Origin of the sequence: Ruegeria sp. HKCCD7559 (assembly GCF_013110575.1) — a bacterium.
Lineage (GTDB): Bacteria > Pseudomonadota > Alphaproteobacteria > Rhodobacterales > Rhodobacteraceae > Ruegeria.
Map to the genome: position 1 here is coordinate 18816 of NZ_WVQU01000011.1, position 15790 is coordinate 34605.

General features: G+C 53.6%; 13 protein-coding genes. 5 read left to right on the top strand and 8 right to left on the bottom strand.

Going from position 1 to position 15790, the window contains the following annotated elements; translation table 11 throughout:
• Positions 1-74 precede the first annotated feature (74 nt).
• A complete protein-coding gene (locus GS605_RS19250) occupies positions 75-1826 on the top strand; it encodes a glycosyltransferase family 39 protein (protein WP_171725003.1) in 1752 nt (583 codons plus the stop codon).
• 98 nt (positions 1827-1924) lie between these two features.
• Here the strand turns inward: GS605_RS19250 and GS605_RS19255 are convergent, their stop codons facing one another.
• On the bottom strand, positions 1925-2929 hold the full coding sequence (locus tag GS605_RS19255) for a glycosyltransferase family 2 protein (protein WP_171725004.1): 1005 nt from the start codon (positions 2927-2929) through the stop codon (positions 1925-1927).
• A 93-nt stretch (positions 2930-3022) separates the two neighbouring features.
• Positions 3023-3661 (bottom strand): hypothetical protein, encoded by a 639-nt coding sequence (locus tag GS605_RS19260; protein ID WP_171725005.1) that lies wholly within the window; start codon positions 3659-3661, stop codon positions 3023-3025.
• 15 nt (positions 3662-3676) lie between these two features.
• Here GS605_RS19260 and GS605_RS19265 point away from each other — a divergent pair, with 15 nt between their 5' ends.
• Both GS605_RS19265 and GS605_RS19270 read left to right on the top strand, forming a co-directional pair.
• Positions 3677-4204: a GNAT family N-acetyltransferase gene (locus tag GS605_RS19265; protein ID WP_171725006.1), complete on the top strand. Its 528-nt coding sequence runs from the start codon at positions 3677-3679 to the stop codon at positions 4202-4204.
• Between the two features lie 102 nt (positions 4205-4306).
• A complete protein-coding gene (locus GS605_RS19270) occupies positions 4307-5275 on the top strand; it encodes an acyltransferase (RefSeq protein ID WP_171725007.1) in 969 nt (322 codons plus the stop codon).
• 134 nt (positions 5276-5409) lie between these two features.
• On the opposite strand, the gene GS605_RS19275 is transcribed toward GS605_RS19270, so the two are convergent.
• A complete protein-coding gene (locus tag GS605_RS19275) occupies positions 5410-6300 on the bottom strand; it encodes a class I SAM-dependent methyltransferase (protein WP_253283357.1) in 891 nt (296 codons plus the stop codon).
• Between the two features lie 376 nt (positions 6301-6676).
• Positions 6677-8653 carry a right-handed parallel beta-helix repeat-containing protein gene (locus tag GS605_RS19280; RefSeq protein ID WP_171725008.1) on the bottom strand — a complete coding sequence of 659 codons (1977 nt, stop codon included), beginning with the start codon at positions 8651-8653 and terminating at the stop codon, positions 6677-6679.
• A 481-nt stretch (positions 8654-9134) separates the two neighbouring features.
• Here GS605_RS19280 and GS605_RS19285 point away from each other — a divergent pair, with 481 nt between their 5' ends.
• Positions 9135-10406 carry a right-handed parallel beta-helix repeat-containing protein gene (locus tag GS605_RS19285; protein ID WP_171725009.1) on the top strand — a complete coding sequence of 424 codons (1272 nt, stop codon included), beginning with the start codon at positions 9135-9137 and terminating at the stop codon, positions 10404-10406.
• 113 nt (positions 10407-10519) lie between these two features.
• Positions 10520-11956, top strand: a complete 1437-nt coding sequence (locus GS605_RS19290; RefSeq protein ID WP_171725010.1) for an O-antigen ligase — start codon at positions 10520-10522, stop codon at positions 11954-11956.
• On the opposite strand, the gene GS605_RS19295 is transcribed toward GS605_RS19290, so the two are convergent.
• The 4 genes from GS605_RS19295 to GS605_RS19310 are packed head-to-tail and all read right to left on the bottom strand — an operon-like array spanning position 11876 to position 15763.
• Complete coding sequence (locus GS605_RS19295) at positions 11876-12556, bottom strand: polysaccharide deacetylase family protein (RefSeq protein ID WP_171725011.1); 681 nt, start codon at positions 12554-12556, stop codon at positions 11876-11878. The genes GS605_RS19290 and GS605_RS19295 overlap by 81 nt on opposite strands.
• Positions 12556-13596, bottom strand: a complete 1041-nt coding sequence (locus GS605_RS19300) for a peptidoglycan bridge formation glycyltransferase FemA/FemB family protein (protein ID WP_171725012.1) — start codon at positions 13594-13596, stop codon at positions 12556-12558. Before GS605_RS19300 ends, GS605_RS19295 begins: the two co-directional genes overlap by 1 nt.
• Positions 13593-14813: a GNAT family N-acetyltransferase gene (locus GS605_RS19305; protein WP_171725013.1), complete on the bottom strand. Its 1221-nt coding sequence runs from the start codon at positions 14811-14813 to the stop codon at positions 13593-13595. Before GS605_RS19305 ends, GS605_RS19300 begins: the two co-directional genes overlap by 4 nt.
• On the bottom strand, positions 14810-15763 hold the full coding sequence (locus GS605_RS19310) for a glycosyltransferase family 2 protein (RefSeq protein WP_171725014.1): 954 nt from the start codon (positions 15761-15763) through the stop codon (positions 14810-14812). The genes GS605_RS19305 and GS605_RS19310 overlap by 4 nt, the downstream gene beginning before the upstream one ends.
• Positions 15764-15790: the final 27 nt, after the last annotated feature.

Genomic DNA, 15790 nt, shown 5'->3' on the forward strand with positions numbered 1-15790 from the left:
AGACCCGGACGGTTTCTACCGGGACGATTGTGTTCCTCCCGCGGTCATAACGCGCAGTAAGAGACAAGAATCCCATGACGACATCCGAAAAAGGTTCTGTTTTTCCCAACAGACGCGAGTATCGCACAGGCGCCGTCCTGTTTGCCTTGATGGTCGCAGTTTCGCTGACGCTGATACTGCGGCTCTGGGGAATTGATCTGCGCAGTATGTCCCATCCGGAAATCTATGTCCCTGGCATCGACCTGGTTTCCGGTATATCCGAACCGCCGCCGCGTCATAACCTGGCTGAAACCATCTGGTGGCATTTCCACGATGAACCGCATCCCATGGGCTGGTATGTGTCCATGCTGGGCTGGACCAAAGCCTTTGGGACATCCCATTTTGCCCTGCGATTCCCCAGCGTTTTGTTTGCCGTCGGCTCGATTCCACTGGTTTTCCTGATCGCCCGCAGCATATTCGGATCGACCGTGGGGTGTCTGGCCGCGTTGTTGCTGTCTCTTCATGGTTTTCATGTGTTCTGGAGCCAGATGGCGCGCATGTACGTCGCTGGGGCCTTCCTGTCGTTGCTGGCGACTTGGCTCCTTCTTTGTCTCGTCAGAACACGCGAGCCGCGCCCGGGTTTTGAGATTGCTTATGTCGCCTCGGTTATCGCAGGGGTTCTGACGGTTGAGCTATTCTGGCCCCTGATCATGATCCACGCGTTCTGGGCTGCTCTGGTTTTGCCCCGACTAAAAGTGGATGGTCTACGGTTTCATCAACGTATCGGTCTGCGGCAAGCCCCACGGTTGCTGCAGGTGCAAGCGTTTGCCTTTATCCTGTCTGCCCCTGCCCTGACACATGCGGTTTATCGTGCGCGTAAAGGAGCGGCCCCTGATCCTTCTTTTGACTTTCTGGTCGAGTATTTCTCTTTTGGGTTCCTGTTTGCGAAAGACGATTTTGCAGTCCCGCTGCTTCAAATCGAGCCGATCTGGACCTGGCTGGTTCTGGGCTTCGCCCTGTTGCTCCTAGCGGCCAGCCTGAAAGCTCCAAAACGCGAAGCGCCAGTGATGCGCGCGCAGCAGAAGATCCCGGTATGGGTTTTGGTGTCGGCGGCGGTCTGCCTGGCCTGTTTCATGTTTTGGCTGGGTTCGATTGCCCATCGCAGAAACGAAGCGCTGATGGCGATGTCTGTTTTACCCTTTCTGGCGCTGCTCATCCCCGTTCTGGGCAATATATGGGGAGACGTTGTACCTAGACTGCCCTCGAACACGCTGCACTATCCTCAGGAGCGGACACTGCTTTTATGGCTGATCGCAGTTGTCTCTCCGCTGATCTTATTTGCAGCGTCCTACAAAGCTTCTATCCTTGCCCCCAGAGCTTTTCTTCTTTTCGTGCCGTTTCTGCTGATCCTGTGCGCGGCGGGTGCAGTGTGGCTGTCCCAGCGCCACCGTGTCAGGGTGGCTTTGATCTGCCTGTGCATGGTGGTGTTTGCCGCCAGTATACCTTACACCGCTGGTAAACCGGGCTCTCCCAATGACTATCAGGGTATTGCAGAGGCCGTACGGCCGGAAATGAAAGACGGTGATCTCGTTTTCTTGCGGGACCGCAATTGGGTTGATACGCCGCTATTCTATTACATTAATGATGCACAATTCATCGTCGCGGATTATGGCGCGGCTTTGCGACGTAATCCCGATGCTCGGGTCTGGTTACTCACGTGGCCCGATGTGGGACAATCCGCTATCAACGATGTACGGCGTGAAGCTCTTCAGAATTATGAACTCACTCTGAAACTTGAACGTTTGCGGGCCAGCGCCGAGCTTTTCGAGCCCGACACCGGGCATTAATTACCCGAGTGGTCCTTCTGGTGGCGCTGTTACGAAGGATGGCCGTGTCTGGCAGACAAATGCTGGTCTGCGGGCTGGGTGGCTTGTCCGCAGGCGGGTCAAAGGGCCTGATCATTCAGCCCCAGGCTGCTTTCGACAATGTAAAGCGGGCGTTTCTGAGCCTCTGCATAAAGCCGCCCCAGATATTCCCCGATGACGCCCAGCACGACAAGTTGCAGGCCACCGATCAACAGCACTGCAACCATCAATGAGGCATAGCCGGGTACATCCACCCCGTAGACAAGGGTGCGTGAGATCAGGAAAACACCATAGATGATCGCGGCCAACGCAGTCAGCATGCCGACATAGCCCGCAATCCTGAGAGGTACGGTGCTGAACCCGGTAATACCGTCCAGCGCAAAGTTCCAAAGGCGCCAGTAGTTGAATTTGGTCTGCCCCGCCGCACGCTCGGGGCGGTCATACGCCACCTCGGTGTGCCGAAACCCGACCCAGGCAAAAAGGCCCTTCATAAAGCGGTTGTGCTCGCGCAGTTGGACAACAGCCTGAACCACGCGCCGGTCCATAAGGCGGAAATCGCCGGTATTGGCGGGTATCGGTACGCCTGAGAGCCGGTTGATGACCTTATAGAACTTCCGCGCTGTCCAGCGTTTCATCGCGGTATCGCTGTCGCGGTGGCGCCGGACGGCATAGACGACATCGAATCCTTCGCGCCATTTCTCCAGAAATGTCTCGATCAGTTCGGGCGGATCCTGCAAATCCGCGTCTATCGGAACAACGGCTTCACCCGCAGCTGCATCAAGCCCCGCCGTCAATGCGATTTCCTTGCCGAAGTTACGCGAAAAATTCAGTACCTTGATACGATCATCGCGCTCATGCGCGGCAGCCAGAAGCTTGGCAGTTGCGTCTGTGCTGCCGTCGTTCACGCAGATGATCTCGTAGCTTTCCCCAAGCTGATCAAGGAATTGCCCCAAACGTTCGAACAGGGCCGGCAGAACCTCTTCTTCATTGAACATGGGCACGATGATGCTGAGCGTCGGAGCGCTTTGGTCCAGGGCTATTTCCCGGGACGGAGATGTGGGGGTACTAATGTTTAACGGCGTCATAACGCGTATCTTTTCCCGTTCGTCTGGACACAGGTGATCATGGATTTGACTTCGGTTCAAAAGGTTCTGTATGGGCACGCAAAATTTCGATTTTTAGTACCTTTTCACCGCCAATAAGTAATTCATGGTGCGCATCGGGAATAGCGGCTTTTTTAGCGTGATCAATGTGAGTAGCCAAGCGCGCGCTTTTGGGGCTCGAAAAAATAAAACCGAATGCTCATCAAGATGAAGATAGTGAGTGCTATACATCTCAAACTGATTGAGGAAGGTTTGTGCAGAAGTAAAAGGGCGATGCATGACATTCGAAATTCGAAAAAGAGTGAAAGCATCTTGCGTGAAGGCAAAGCACAAGTGCTTTGATACTTTCAGGCCGGGTCCAGAAATTGACCCGGAAACGTCTGGTTTCGGAAGAGCCAGCCTCTTTGTCGCATCTGCCAAATTAACCCCCATAACGCCGGAAAACGAATTCTTATCAACCTGTTCACAGGTGTTGGAGCGTATTTTCTTAGCTACCGCACCTTCCGAAAGATCGCAGGGGATGCGGCCTGTGTTTCTTGAAGTCGAACGAAATGCCGGTTCTGTTGCCGTCCGGATGGCAAAACCAGGCAGGGGCGTTTGATGGCATCTTTCCACCGACTCAATCTTGTCTTGCGGTCCTTTCGCCGGGGGGGGGGTGTTGGCGGATTGAAGACAATATGGATGCTTTTCAGGGATCGTGTCGTCGGACAGCATAGGTTGCTCTTTGCCATGAGTGGCGGCAAGGCCCGGCAGATCGACAGCATGTCAAACACGTTGATCGTACAGTGCTTTCGCAGTTGGTCCGATCTTGATGATCAAAGCAAAGACTTTCTGAAGCGCAATCAGGACAAGATCCACTGGGATGTTCAAGGCGATCTGAACGCGGGCATGTCCGTCTGGATCGGGTTTTCCGGCGGGGTTCCGGCAACCATTGCGCAAACCCGCTCCGGGCAAAACGTGAACGTATATTTCTTTCCGATGACCGAGCACTGTGCTCTGATCTCTCACTGCTTTACCGTTCCTGATATGCGGGGCCGGGGGTATTATGTGGAAATTCTGAAACATGTGTGCCGTACGCTGGCAGAAGAGGGGACCACGCGTATTTATATTGATTGCAGTGACAGTAATTTGTCGTCAGAACGCGGCATTCTTTCAGCGGGGTTCTTGCCCATTGGACAGGGGGTCCACCGCCGAAATGGGACCGTTCATTGGCGACAGGATGCGCCGCCATCGATTTGTCGGCTGGAGGAAAGATAACTCTTGAATCAGTGAATGCTGAGGGGCGAGGCAGTCACAGCATTTCAATCCGTGACGTGCCAGTTCGGTCAGAATTTTATCCGGGAAATAAACTCGAAACAGATGATCAATAATATTCAAGCCTTACGAGCCTTTGCTGCCATAAATGTGGTTTTCCTCCATGTCATCAAGACGGCATCAACATATGGACAAAGCACCGATTATTTATCCTTCCTGGCCGGGTGGGGTGCAAATGGGGTCGATATTTTTTTCGTGATATCCGGCTTTGTCATGCTGCACACACAAATGCAGAAAAAGCGGCACACAGGCGCTTTCTTGAAGTCGAGAATTATAAGGATCGTGCCAATTTACTGGCTGATCACACTTTTTGTTGTGGCGGTTTATTACGCTGTTCCCGGGATCTTCAGGTCCATGGAGCTTTCAGGAACCATCATATTGTCATCGCTTCTGTTTTCTTCGCTTCTGGTGCTTGGTGAGCCGCCGATTGTTTATGTTGGGTGGACCCTGGAATGGGAGATGCTCTTTTACTTTGTTTTTGGACTGTCTCTCTTCCTGAGGTCGTGGGTCCATGTTTTCCTAGTTGTCAGCCTGGTTCTGGCCGGGGTGTCCCTGGCGTCCGGTGATTTTATATCGCTTGAGTTCCTGTTTGGGATGGCTGTTGCGTATTTTTACAACAAGGGGTTTGAAATCAGGGAAAAGACAGGGGTCTTGATATTTGTTTTCGGGATGCTTCTTTTATGTGTCTCCCTGTCGAGTGAACTTGAGGTCGACCCAACAAACCGTGTCATTGTCTGGGGTGTACCGTCGTTTTTTATCGTTTTTGGGCTGCTGTTTGCGACGCAGATTTCAAATCGGTTTTTGGTTTATCTCGGGGATGCATCCTACAGCATCTACCTTGTCCAGATACTCACCATTCCCGCCTTTTATAAAGTGTCTTCGATTGTCCTCAGGCCCGTAAATGGTGACGTTCTGTCCATCTTGTGCCTGATAAGCAGCGTAGCCGCAGGGTGTCTGGTTTTTTCCTTGATCGAAAAACCCATGACCAAAAAGATGAAGCGGGCATTCTCCTGACCATTGCGGTGTATAACTCTGTCGGGGACAAGCTCGGTATGCTCGAACAGTCTTGTAGCGCATCGACCTGACGACCCCAGGGATGTTGACGATCTGAAACCGGCAATGCGTTCAGCCGAAAAGGCGGTGGAAATTCAGAAAAACTCTTTCAGTTTCCGCGCATGCTTCAGGTTTGATGGCAGCGATATCACATGTCGAGCCAGCTTGGCCAAGGATCGCGTACCTGGGATGACCTTGAGGGCCGACAGGCTTTTAGACGCCTTCAGGAAATTTTCATAGGTCTGGTTGTCCGCGTGGCGGAAGTCTTTTGCGTTCAGGTCCTCCCCGCCATTGTCGGTTGGTACGGACACGATAGAGGTCGCCTTGCGGTTCACATCGAATATAACAAAAGATTCATAGAAACGGATGCCCCAAACCCGCTTTTCCGCAGCATCCGAGAGGAGTTTGGAAAAGCGCTGGTTTACGCGATCTACCATGCTCATGGCGTATTTTACGAAGGAACGGTGCTTGGGACCGAAGCCTTCCATATAGGATGTATGTGTGTCTTCCACGACCAGCATGCCTCCATCGCGGATATGCGGCAGCAGGCACTCTGTTGTGATAATCTGTTGTTCATAGGTGTGGCCGCCATCGTCCAGGACAATGTCGATTTCACCGATCTCGTTTGCAAGTTTTTCAAGAAAGGCAGGATCGCTCTGGCTGCCTATGAAAATTTCAAAGCCTTCCTGCTCCCAACGCTTTGCGCCGGGGTTCAGTTCAACGCCGATGATGCGTGCCTGTGGTCCAAAGAATTCGCGCCACATGAACAGAGAGCCGCCGCTCAGAACCCCGATTTCGACGAAGGTAATCGGCTTGCCGACATAAGGAGAGAAAAGCTTGTCATACACATCGAAGTAAGTCGAATGCTTGCTGCTTTTGTACGGGCTGTTCAGATAAGCTTGGTAGCTTGCTGCGGTCACCGGCATTTTCTCAGGTTTCATTTCGTGGTCCCGTAATTGAATAAGTTCACTCGTAAGCAAGGTCATGGCCCGTATGTCTGCCATATATGATGCCGATGCAGGATCATGTGTCGAGACAAATACTCTTCACCCCGGAAGGCCAAACTGCCGCAACCCCGTTAAGGAACCGATCCGTTTGGACAGCCGGGTCTTGAAAAGGGGGTGCGATATGGGGCGCAAAGTTTCTGAATGTGGCCAAAACCCTTTTTTGCATGTTTCGTAATCAATTTGGCCTTGCTGGCAATCAGCTTTAAGTCAACAGGGATGCCGCATAAAGGGCGCATCGGCGCAGTTTCACATGTTCCACAGCGCGCCAGCCCGGAGAAGACACGGGCGAGGCTCAAATCTGAGCCCCGCCCGTGGTTTGATCGACAATTGTTCTAGTCAGAGGGGGTTGTTGCCGTCAGGCAAACAAATCCGAGTATGGATTCGATGATGTGTCCAGGAAATCGGCATCATCTCCGATGCCAAAGGTTTCCACGCTGTCACCAACGTACCAGTCGCGTTCCCGGCCGCCTGCAAAGTCGAAATCCGTTTCGGTTTCGTCCAGGACAACAGCACCGTCTACCAGAACCTGAAGGCGATCGGTGTTCTGATCGACCATCATGGTCACCTGGTGCGTCTCTCCGTCATTCAGATCAAGATTCTTGATCTTATAACCGTCACGGAAACCGCCATCATTGTTGTCGACTTTCGCGACCAGATGTCCCTTTTTGGTCAGTTTCAGGCCGAAGTTCGAGTGGTTCCAGATAAGTCGCTCGGCACCGGTATCCTCTTCATCTCGGGTCATCTCGACCGAGAAAGCAATTTCTTCGGCGTCAGAGTAACCCAGCACTTTGCCAATGTTTCCTCGGCTGTCCTGATTGCTTATGTCGATCATCAGTTCGCCTTCAGGTTCGGCAATGTTGACGGGTTCTTCGACTTCGGTTTCTGCCTCAGTCTGAGGCAGCTCTGTGGCGGGAGGTGTCGCTTCTGCCTCGGTCTGAGGCTGTTCTGTAGCGGGAGGTGTCGCCTCTGCCTCGGTTTGAGGCTGCTCTGTGGCCGGAGGGGACGTCTCTGTCCCGGTTTGTGTTTCTCCGGTATCGGGCTGGCTCGTCCCAGTGTCAGGCTGGCTTGTCCCGGTATCAGGTGGGTTCACCCCGATATTGGGTTGGCTCGTTCCAGTATTGGGCTGGGATGGAGCGCTGATCACAGTATACCCGTTGTTTTTGAGCCAATCGATGTAAGGGCCCGTAATGCTGTTTGCGAGGTCCGAACCCGCATTTGCCAAGTCCGCCGGGCTTCCTGGTATGACGACGTACTGATTGTAGCCATCCGTCTGCGCCGTGGCCTGATAGGTAAAGTGCTGGTCGTACTCTGTGGGCTTGATTAGGACATTGTTGCCGACGTTCCAGTCCGGCTGACCATTATGCCCCAGAACCTGCGACGTGATGTTTTGGGTGATCGTGACGTTTTTGGAGCCGTTCGAGACAAAGATGAGCGGAATTTCAATGCCGCCTGTCTGGGTTTTCTCGTCTACGTGCAGAACCGAGTTCTTGGTGATGGTAATTCCGTCGACGCCGTAAACCGAAATGCCGTGCAGGTGGCCGTTGTAAATCACGTTCCCTTCGATCAGGACGTTGTGGTGCAGCACATTTGGGTCGCTGAGATCCTTGCCGTCACCGCCAAACCAGATGGTCTGGGTGTAGTCTCCCTGTCCCATGTCAAAGACGTTGTTGCGGATGGTGATGTTGTCACTGCCGCTGCCGTTTGCGCGCTGGATCTGGATCATGTCACGGTGATCGCCTGCGCCTGCAGCGCCGCCGAAATCGTGAATATAGTTATTCTCGACCAGGATATTGTCTACATTGTCGAACACCAGACCATCTGAGCGGATCGAATGAACGTCGTTCCCGGTAAAGCTCACCCCATCGGAATTAAGAGCGATGGCGCCCTTCCACCATTTCGAGAATTCGGTATTGATGACGTCGATATTGTTGGAACCGGAGATCATCAGACCGGTGCCATATCCAGTGCCATCTGCAGATGTTCCGGTGCCGCTGGCAAAATCACCGTCGAAGTTCGAATTCTGGAATGTGATGTTCGAACTGTTGGTGACGCTGAATTTATTCTGGAAGTGATAGTCTCCAGAGCTGTACGTGTAATCGAATTTGATCGTGTCGAACGTTACATTCGACGCCCCATTGAGATGCACTTCAGAGAAGCTTGCGCTCGCATTCGGATCAGCGGATTTAATCGTTACGTTAGATGAAAACTGTTTACCATTCAGGCTGAGCTTGCCGTAATTGCCGGCCGCAAGCAGTATTGTTTCCCCACCTGTCACCTGTGACAAGGCCTGGTTCAGCTCTGCCGCAGAGGTTACCGTAATTGTCGTCGACATATTTCACCTTCTGTTTCATAGGCGCTGTGAGTGGCAGCGCACGAGTTCCCGCACACCCAGGACAAATGGAACAGCTGCCCGAGGGCAGTAGAGTGGCCTAAATATGGCTATGTTTGGAAATTGTTGCCTGTATTGGGACAATGGCGTCCCTTTGCCTTCATTTCCGAGTGAACTCGATACTCGATACTGGGAATTGTTCCATTTCCCTTGGCGGTTGGCGTCTGTTTGGATAATTGATTCCCGTTAAGCAACAATGAACACATAATTGCCACTATTCCGGCGCGTCCTTGCGTATCTCTGGTAGGTGTCGGCAATGAATTGCCCGGTGCCCCTACGGCAACTTACAGATTTAATTGAGACCACCCCGGAAAAGCACCGCTGAGTGTCTCGGAAATGTCATGCGATCCGAGGGGCACCACAATAGACAGTATGCGGGGGTTCGACTAAGCTTTCGAACGGTCGCAGATCAGAAAGGTACGTCATGTCCAGATCACGTATTCTTGCGCTGGCAGGTGCGATCCTGCTGTTCTTTAGCCCTGCCTTGCATGCAAAGACCCCTTGCGACAGGCAGCAATTCAAACCCAGATTCACGGCCCAAACCCAAGGTCAGGCTATTTCCGACGCAGCAACGCTGGCAAGTGCTTTGCAGAATGCCCGTGGCGGTGAGGTCTATCTGCTTGCACCCGGAAACTATGGTACTCTGAAACTGGGCAAGGCTTTCCCGTCACCGGTGGTGATCAGATCGGCTGATCCTGCCAGCCTCGCGTGTTTCAGTGTCGCCATTCTTGACGGGGCCGAGAATGTCCATCTGGATGGCATCAGGTTCGACTATACCTTCAAGAACGCTGACCCGTATCACCTGGCCAACTTTGTTGTTCGCAACAGCCGGAACATCACTATCTCCAACTCCGTGTTCAGCGGGGATGTCGCACGCGGCACCGGAACGCCAGAAGACGGGGCGGGGTTTGGTACAGGTCTGTTGGTGTTCCACGCCGCCAATGTCGATATTTCAAATTCCGAGTTTCTCACATGGTGGAAGGCGATCATCGCTATTAATACAGACGGCATAAAGATCACTGACAGCGACGTGCATTCGATCCGCTCGGATGGTCTGGTGTTCGACAATGTCGACGACATCCTGGTGCAGAACAATTACATCCATAACTTTGGCGGGGCCGATGGCGTTGGCGATCACCGCGATATGATCCAGATCCAGCGGGCCAATAACAGCGGAAGCGCCAATATCACGATCCGGGACAATGTCTTCGATGTAGGTGCCGGCGACTTTGCCCAGACGATCTGGGCTGGCGGAGATGGAAAGAACATCGGAGACCCCGAGGTGCGGCATCGGAACGTGCTGATCGAAAACAACATGATTTACAACGGCCATGTCCACGGCATTTCCATCTACGGTTCCGACAACATTTCGGTCAGAAAGAACTCTCTGATCAATGTGCCCGGTGGCCATTCTGTGCCGGTAATCAATATCTCACCGGACTCGACATCCGTTGTCATCGAACAGAACGCCGCGGCAAACATCATGGGGTATGAAAACCAGCGCGATTGGGTGCTTCTTAACAATGCCATGATTCAGGATCAAAACCCGTCTCAGGAAGGGTATTATGATCAGCAATTCATCTACCATGCGTTGGGGCGGGAAAAGGGGTACAATGAGTTTGGCGTGCGTCCCGGCAGTCTCATGGATCGCCTGAATGCCGGATCAACGCTGGCAAAGAACTATCCCACTCAATGAAGACTGACATGGATGATTTTCGCTGGCGTGTTTAATGGCAAGGGCGTGGCTATGAAAGCCACCAGTTTTTTTGGTTTTTGAAGAGTTACTTGAGTTAAGGGCAGGAAATTCGAATGATTGCTGTGTCATCAGCCAAAACGAGAGAACAGGTGACAAAACCGCTTGTCCTGATGTTGCTCGTCATATCTTTTGCGATGCCATTCTATTTCTTTCTTGGCGGGCTGAAACTCAACGGCTATCGCGTGATCCTGCTTCTTTACATGTTCCCTGCTGTTTTTGGATGGCTGAGCGGTAAGGCAGGTAGAATCAGGGCGGTCGATTTCCTGGTGATCGGCTTTGCGTTCTGGGCCAGCCTGACTTTGGCCGTCAATCACGGCATTCAGGAACTGTGGCAGTTCATCGGAATGTTCATGATAGAAACGCTAACCCCCTATTTTATTGCCCGAACTTATATTCGCAATTTGGATGCGTTCCGGTTTTTTGTGAAATGCCTCTTCATTCTGATCATGGTTCTCTTACCGTTTGCGGCTTATGAAGCTGTCACGGGTAAGATGCCGCTCCTGAATCTGTTTGGGAAGGTGATGAGTGTTTATCAAAAGTGGTATTTTCCACCGAGACTGGGATTGCTGCGCGCTCAGACAACGATGCCGCATCCGATTTTGTTTGGAGTGTTCTGTGCACCGGCTTTTGCACTTACCTGGTATGTGTTGGGATGGAATAAATCCTTTAACAAAAAGGTTGGTCTCGTTTCCATCGTTGGGGGCACCGTCTTCTGTTCCTTGTCCTCGGGTGCTTTCATGAATGTCATCCTTCAGATGATGCTGATGGCGTGGAACAGGATATTTTGGTTCCTGAAGAATAGGTGGAAAATTCTTCTCTATATTTTCTCCTTTTTGTACTTCGTCGGCGAAGTCAGTTCCAATCGGACTATGTTTCAGATCTTCGCAACACACTTCACTTTGACACCGGGCACCGCATTTACGCGGATCAATATTTTCACCTTCGCCTCTGACGATGTTCTGCAGAACCCGTTGTTTGGAATCGGGTTGAATGACTATACGCGACCCCACTGGATGGCCATGTTGACCACGGTGGACAATTTCTGGCTGGTGATAGCATTGCGGCATGGGTTCCCGGGGCTATTTCTGCTGTTGGGTGCGGTGTTGGTTGTCTTTTTCCAAGCCGGCAACAGGAATTTGACCGGCGCCGTCGCAGACGCCCGTCTTGGGTATTTGATTGCGTTGCTGGGCCTATGTGTTTCCGCGATCACGGTGCATTTGTGGGACTCTACCTTCTGTTTCTTCATGTTTCTTTTGGGGGCGGGGGTTTGGCTTTTTGATGCTGATGATCAGGAAAGCCAGGGCGGCGACAGTGTACAGACACCGACTGAAGGCAGGAAATTGCGTTATACGCGGTTTCCACAGATTGTTCCGGCCGAGCTACCAGCAAGGCGGGCTGTCAGAACCGGTTCAGCCGGTCGTCATCCAGCGCCGCCGAGACATTCCCAAAGCCCGCCGCAAACGGCGCAGGGGCGGCATTTGACCGGATAAAGTGGCACCCATCTCGTGCGTGGACATGTCACCACGCAACGAAGTCCGTGGCCGCAGAAAACTGTTTGCGCGCCAATTGCCGCCATCGCTGGACCAGGCGGCGGTGTACCCCGCATCGCGCAAGGCCCTAAGGACCCTTGCGTCATAGCGCCCGAAGGGGATGCCCGCCTCTGTCACCGGATGTCCGCAGATTTTTTCAAGCTGCGCCCGTGATGCGCACAGCTCTTCGGTCAGTGCAGCATCATCCAGGGTGGGCCACATCGTGTGACCGATGCCATGACTTCCAATTGTCATGCCTGCGTCGCGCAGGGTATGAAGATGTTCGACATCCAGCGAGCCCACCTGCCCGATCCGATCGGTGAGTACGAAAAATCGCCCCCGGAGGTTGCGGGCCGCAAGGGCGGGCAGGGCGATACTGTAATCTGACAGATTGCCATCATCGAAAGTGATCGTGAAATGGTCCGGATCGGGGGCATGGGCGATCCGGTCGAGCGCATATTCGAATTGACTGACTGACAGCCAGTAAGGGGCCTCACCCGGTTCCAGGGCACGTTCCGGTGTGCCGATGCCGTGAAAAATGATACTCGTTCCAGTGGTCATTAGCGTGCTGTTTTCAAGCGGGAATGAAGCGTTTCGGCGGTGCCTATCAAAGCCGAACCCAATCCGGCGGGTCGGTACTCATAAGGTCCGGCCGCCAACAAGTCCGTTCCACCGGTCCGTTGTTTGAATTCTGTGACGGTCGGATTGATATTAGGGTCGATACCGTCCAGATCGTACCATTTTATGCCCTGTGTCCGATGCCTCAGGATGGATTCCCACATCAGATAATGGCCGGCATTGCAGCGGCGCCCCACATCCGTTGTCGCGCCAAACAGATAGACTGCGAAATTCCCTGTCCGGCCGATTGTCATGCCGGCTATGTCGACACCATCTTTTTGGGCAAACAGAACCTCGTGGGAAAAATCAGCGCCCTGAAGTGGATAGTAGAATTCGGGGGGGATATCAGGTTGCTCGAACCCTTTGGTGGCCTGTACCTGCTGGTAGAGTTCATGAAATCTGCCTGAGGCTTCGGAGATCGGGGCGCTTTCCAGCGACAGATCGCTTTTCAACGATTTGCGCAGATGGTTGCGCCATTTGCCATGTTGCGCCTTGAGCAATGTTTCTTCGTCCTGTTCGCAGTCGATGACGACTGTCCGATAAAGCCGAGAGCGATCGGTGGTGCAAAAACCCGCTGCTGCGGCAGACTGATCTATTGCTGGTACGTCGTAAAAGGGCAGTGCGGGAAGCCGCAGCCGAAGGATATGCCCGGTTTTCTGGGCATAGGCGCGCAGTGCCGCAAATGTTGCATCCAGCCGGTCCTGGTCGATTTCGGGCTGCTCGCGGTGATGCATCATGGGGCCTGCTGCGATCCAGGCGATACCGCGCCCCAGGCCGGGCACGCGCTTTACGCGCAGGCAGGCGGCAGCGGTCAGCTGACCTGCCTGATCTGACAGGGTGATAAAATCAGTCGTGGCGCCGATCCGTTGTGCTGCGGCCTGCGCATACGTCAGGGTCTGTTCGTATGTCAGATCGTGAAAACCGGCGCTGATCCGGGGCCAGTCTTCCGCGGTGACTTTCTGAAACGAGAGGGTCGTGTTCATAATTGCATCCGTATCCAGCTGCTCCAGAGGCTGTTCGGCCGGATTCCCAGCCGCGGGCGGACTTTCAGGAACCAGACACGGTAGTAAAAGAAATGCAGTGCATCCGCCCACAAAAGCAATAGGCGGGCTCGTAATCGCGCTGAAGCCCGATCAGGTGCCAGAACGATATTGTAAAGCGGCACCAAATCTCCTCCGTAGCTCAGCTTGTATTCATACTCGCCGGCGCCGGCTTCAATCAGGTGCGCATCCTGATCGATCAACTCTTCAACACGCGTGACCAGACCGACGCGGCCCAGGCCTGCCTTTGCAAATTCGGCATCGACTTCCCGTGCATTCAGCCACCAAAGCACCTTGCCGTTCAGGGTGTAACGCAACTGGCTGGACAGCAGCGTTTCATCCCGCCATTGTTCATCGATTGCCGCATGGCCTTTCGGGCTCAGGCCTTGCATCAGGCTGCGATAGAACGCTGCCGCAACCGGCCAGTCGGAAAAATGCCCCCCTTTTCCGGCGGCCTCCCATTGTCGCGTATGCAATGCGATGAACCGATCCATCATTGCATCGACGGTTTCCGGCGTGGAACTAACAGTGCGCAAGACCTCACCTGCCGGGGTCAGGCGTTTGATGTCCCGCCGGACCTCACGGCGGCGGCTTTTCGAAAGCGAGGCCATAAACGCATCAAAGGTATCAGGCAGAGTCATCAGTGTATGCCCGCGGGTGCTGATGTCGCGCAAAACGGATAGGCCACGCCCATTCAGGGCACGCAGGTTTTCCAATTGCCCTGCGCGTTCTGACAAGGGCGACAGGCTTACGACGCTACATTTCAAATGATCGGTCAGGTGTTCAATGACAGCCCCGAGAACTGTGTTTTCGTAACCGGCGGCAATGGGCAGTTCCATGACCGCGAAATTAGGATCCACGCCCGCCAGCCGGGCGACGCGCACCGGAATGGGGCCGGCCCAAAGCGTTTCAACGCAAAAGGGCAGAACGCCAACAATCTCTGAACCGTTCCGCAGAATATAGCTGACGGGATGCCGGCTGGCGGCAAACGTTTTGCCGTAATGGTCCCACCACGCAGATTGCCAGTCGGACAGGAAATATATCTCGGCACCCAACGCTGAGACAAAACTGTCCCAGCTAGCTTGTATGCTCAGCTTGTGTGCAGGTATTTCGACACACTCAAGCTCGATATCTGCATTGTTGGAAATGGCGTCCCTCATGCCATCGGTTCCTGACCGAAAAGATGATACCGGATTGCCGCTCCGGACAGGCGCAGCCTGGCCTTGTGATCGGGCGTGGTGCGTAGAAGCCCGATCAAGCCAAAGGCAATCCCGCGTAACATTGCACTGCTGAGGAAGATCGCGCGCGTTATCAGTTCACCGCTTCGGCCGTAGTGCTTTCTGGCGTAGATCGTCTTGCTTTTTTGCTTTTGCACATACATGCGCGATTTGATCTGAGCGGTGCTTTTCGAGCCGCCTTCAAGATGCAGAATCCGTGCCTCGGGCGCGAAGACGCAGCGTTTGCCAACATTGCGGATACGTCGGCACCAGTCAGCTTCTTCCGAATAGATAAAGAACGCGTCATCCAGCGAACCGACTTCTTCGAAGACCGGGCGTGGTACCAGCATGAACATGCCCGACACCACATCCACGTCGCGCTGCGTTGTCCGGTCCCAGCCCCCATATTCCGGCCAGCTAAACAGCCGTTTCAGTCCGAATTCGATCACTGCCAAGCTGAGCGGTCCGGGATCGGCAAAACAGGTTAACTGGATGGTTTCAGGGCCTTCGAAGACCTGACAGCCGACGCATCCGACATCCGGATGCGCGTCGAGCCAGGCGCTCATAACATCGATAGCATGATCTAGGATGATCGTATCGGGATTGAGCAGCAGCAGCTTGGCGCCTGTAGCAATCTCGAGCCCTTGATTGTTGGCAGCGGCAAAGCCCAGATTTTTGGTATTCGCGATCAACCGGACCTGAGGAAATTCATCGGCCACCATTTCAGGTGAGCCATCGCTGGAGGCGTTGTCGACAACGATGATTTCGTGCGGCAGCCGGGTCTCATGCGCAATGGACGCCAAGCAGTCCCGAAGAATGTCCCGGGTGTTCCAGTTCACGATAATGATAGATACAGCGTATTCGCTACTCGTGCCGGGCGGCGATGAAACCATGATGCTTCGCTCTCGTTAACCACTTAC

What these genes read in the sequence shown, in the direction of transcription:
- GS605_RS19250 (WP_171725003.1), top strand. Translation starts at nt 75, where the DNA reads ATGACGACATCCGAAAAAGGTTCTGTTTTTCCCAACAGACGCGAGTAT.
- GS605_RS19255 (WP_171725004.1), bottom strand. Translation starts at nt 2,929, where the DNA reads ATGACGCCGTTAAACATTAGTACCCCCACATCTCCGTCCCGGGAAATA.
- GS605_RS19260 (WP_171725005.1), bottom strand. Translation starts at nt 3,661, where the DNA reads ATGCTGTCCGACGACACGATCCCTGAAAAGCATCCATATTGTCTTCAA.
- GS605_RS19265 (WP_171725006.1), top strand. Translation starts at nt 3,677, where the DNA reads ATGAGTGGCGGCAAGGCCCGGCAGATCGACAGCATGTCAAACACGTTG.
- GS605_RS19270 (WP_171725007.1), top strand. Translation starts at nt 4,307, where the DNA reads ATGATCAATAATATTCAAGCCTTACGAGCCTTTGCTGCCATAAATGTG.
- GS605_RS19275 (WP_253283357.1), bottom strand. Translation starts at nt 6,300, where the DNA reads ATGACCTTGCTTACGAGTGAACTTATTCAATTACGGGACCACGAAATG.
- GS605_RS19280 (WP_171725008.1), bottom strand. Translation starts at nt 8,653, where the DNA reads ATGTCGACGACAATTACGGTAACCTCTGCGGCAGAGCTGAACCAGGCC.
- GS605_RS19285 (WP_171725009.1), top strand. Translation starts at nt 9,135, where the DNA reads ATGTCCAGATCACGTATTCTTGCGCTGGCAGGTGCGATCCTGCTGTTC.
- GS605_RS19290 (WP_171725010.1), top strand. Translation starts at nt 10,520, where the DNA reads ATGATTGCTGTGTCATCAGCCAAAACGAGAGAACAGGTGACAAAACCG.
- GS605_RS19295 (WP_171725011.1), bottom strand. Translation starts at nt 12,556, where the DNA reads ATGACCACTGGAACGAGTATCATTTTTCACGGCATCGGCACACCGGAA.
- GS605_RS19300 (WP_171725012.1), bottom strand. Translation starts at nt 13,596, where the DNA reads ATGAACACGACCCTCTCGTTTCAGAAAGTCACCGCGGAAGACTGGCCC.
- GS605_RS19305 (WP_171725013.1), bottom strand. Translation starts at nt 14,813, where the DNA reads ATGAGGGACGCCATTTCCAACAATGCAGATATCGAGCTTGAGTGTGTC.
- GS605_RS19310 (WP_171725014.1), bottom strand. Translation starts at nt 15,763, where the DNA reads ATGGTTTCATCGCCGCCCGGCACGAGTAGCGAATACGCTGTATCTATC.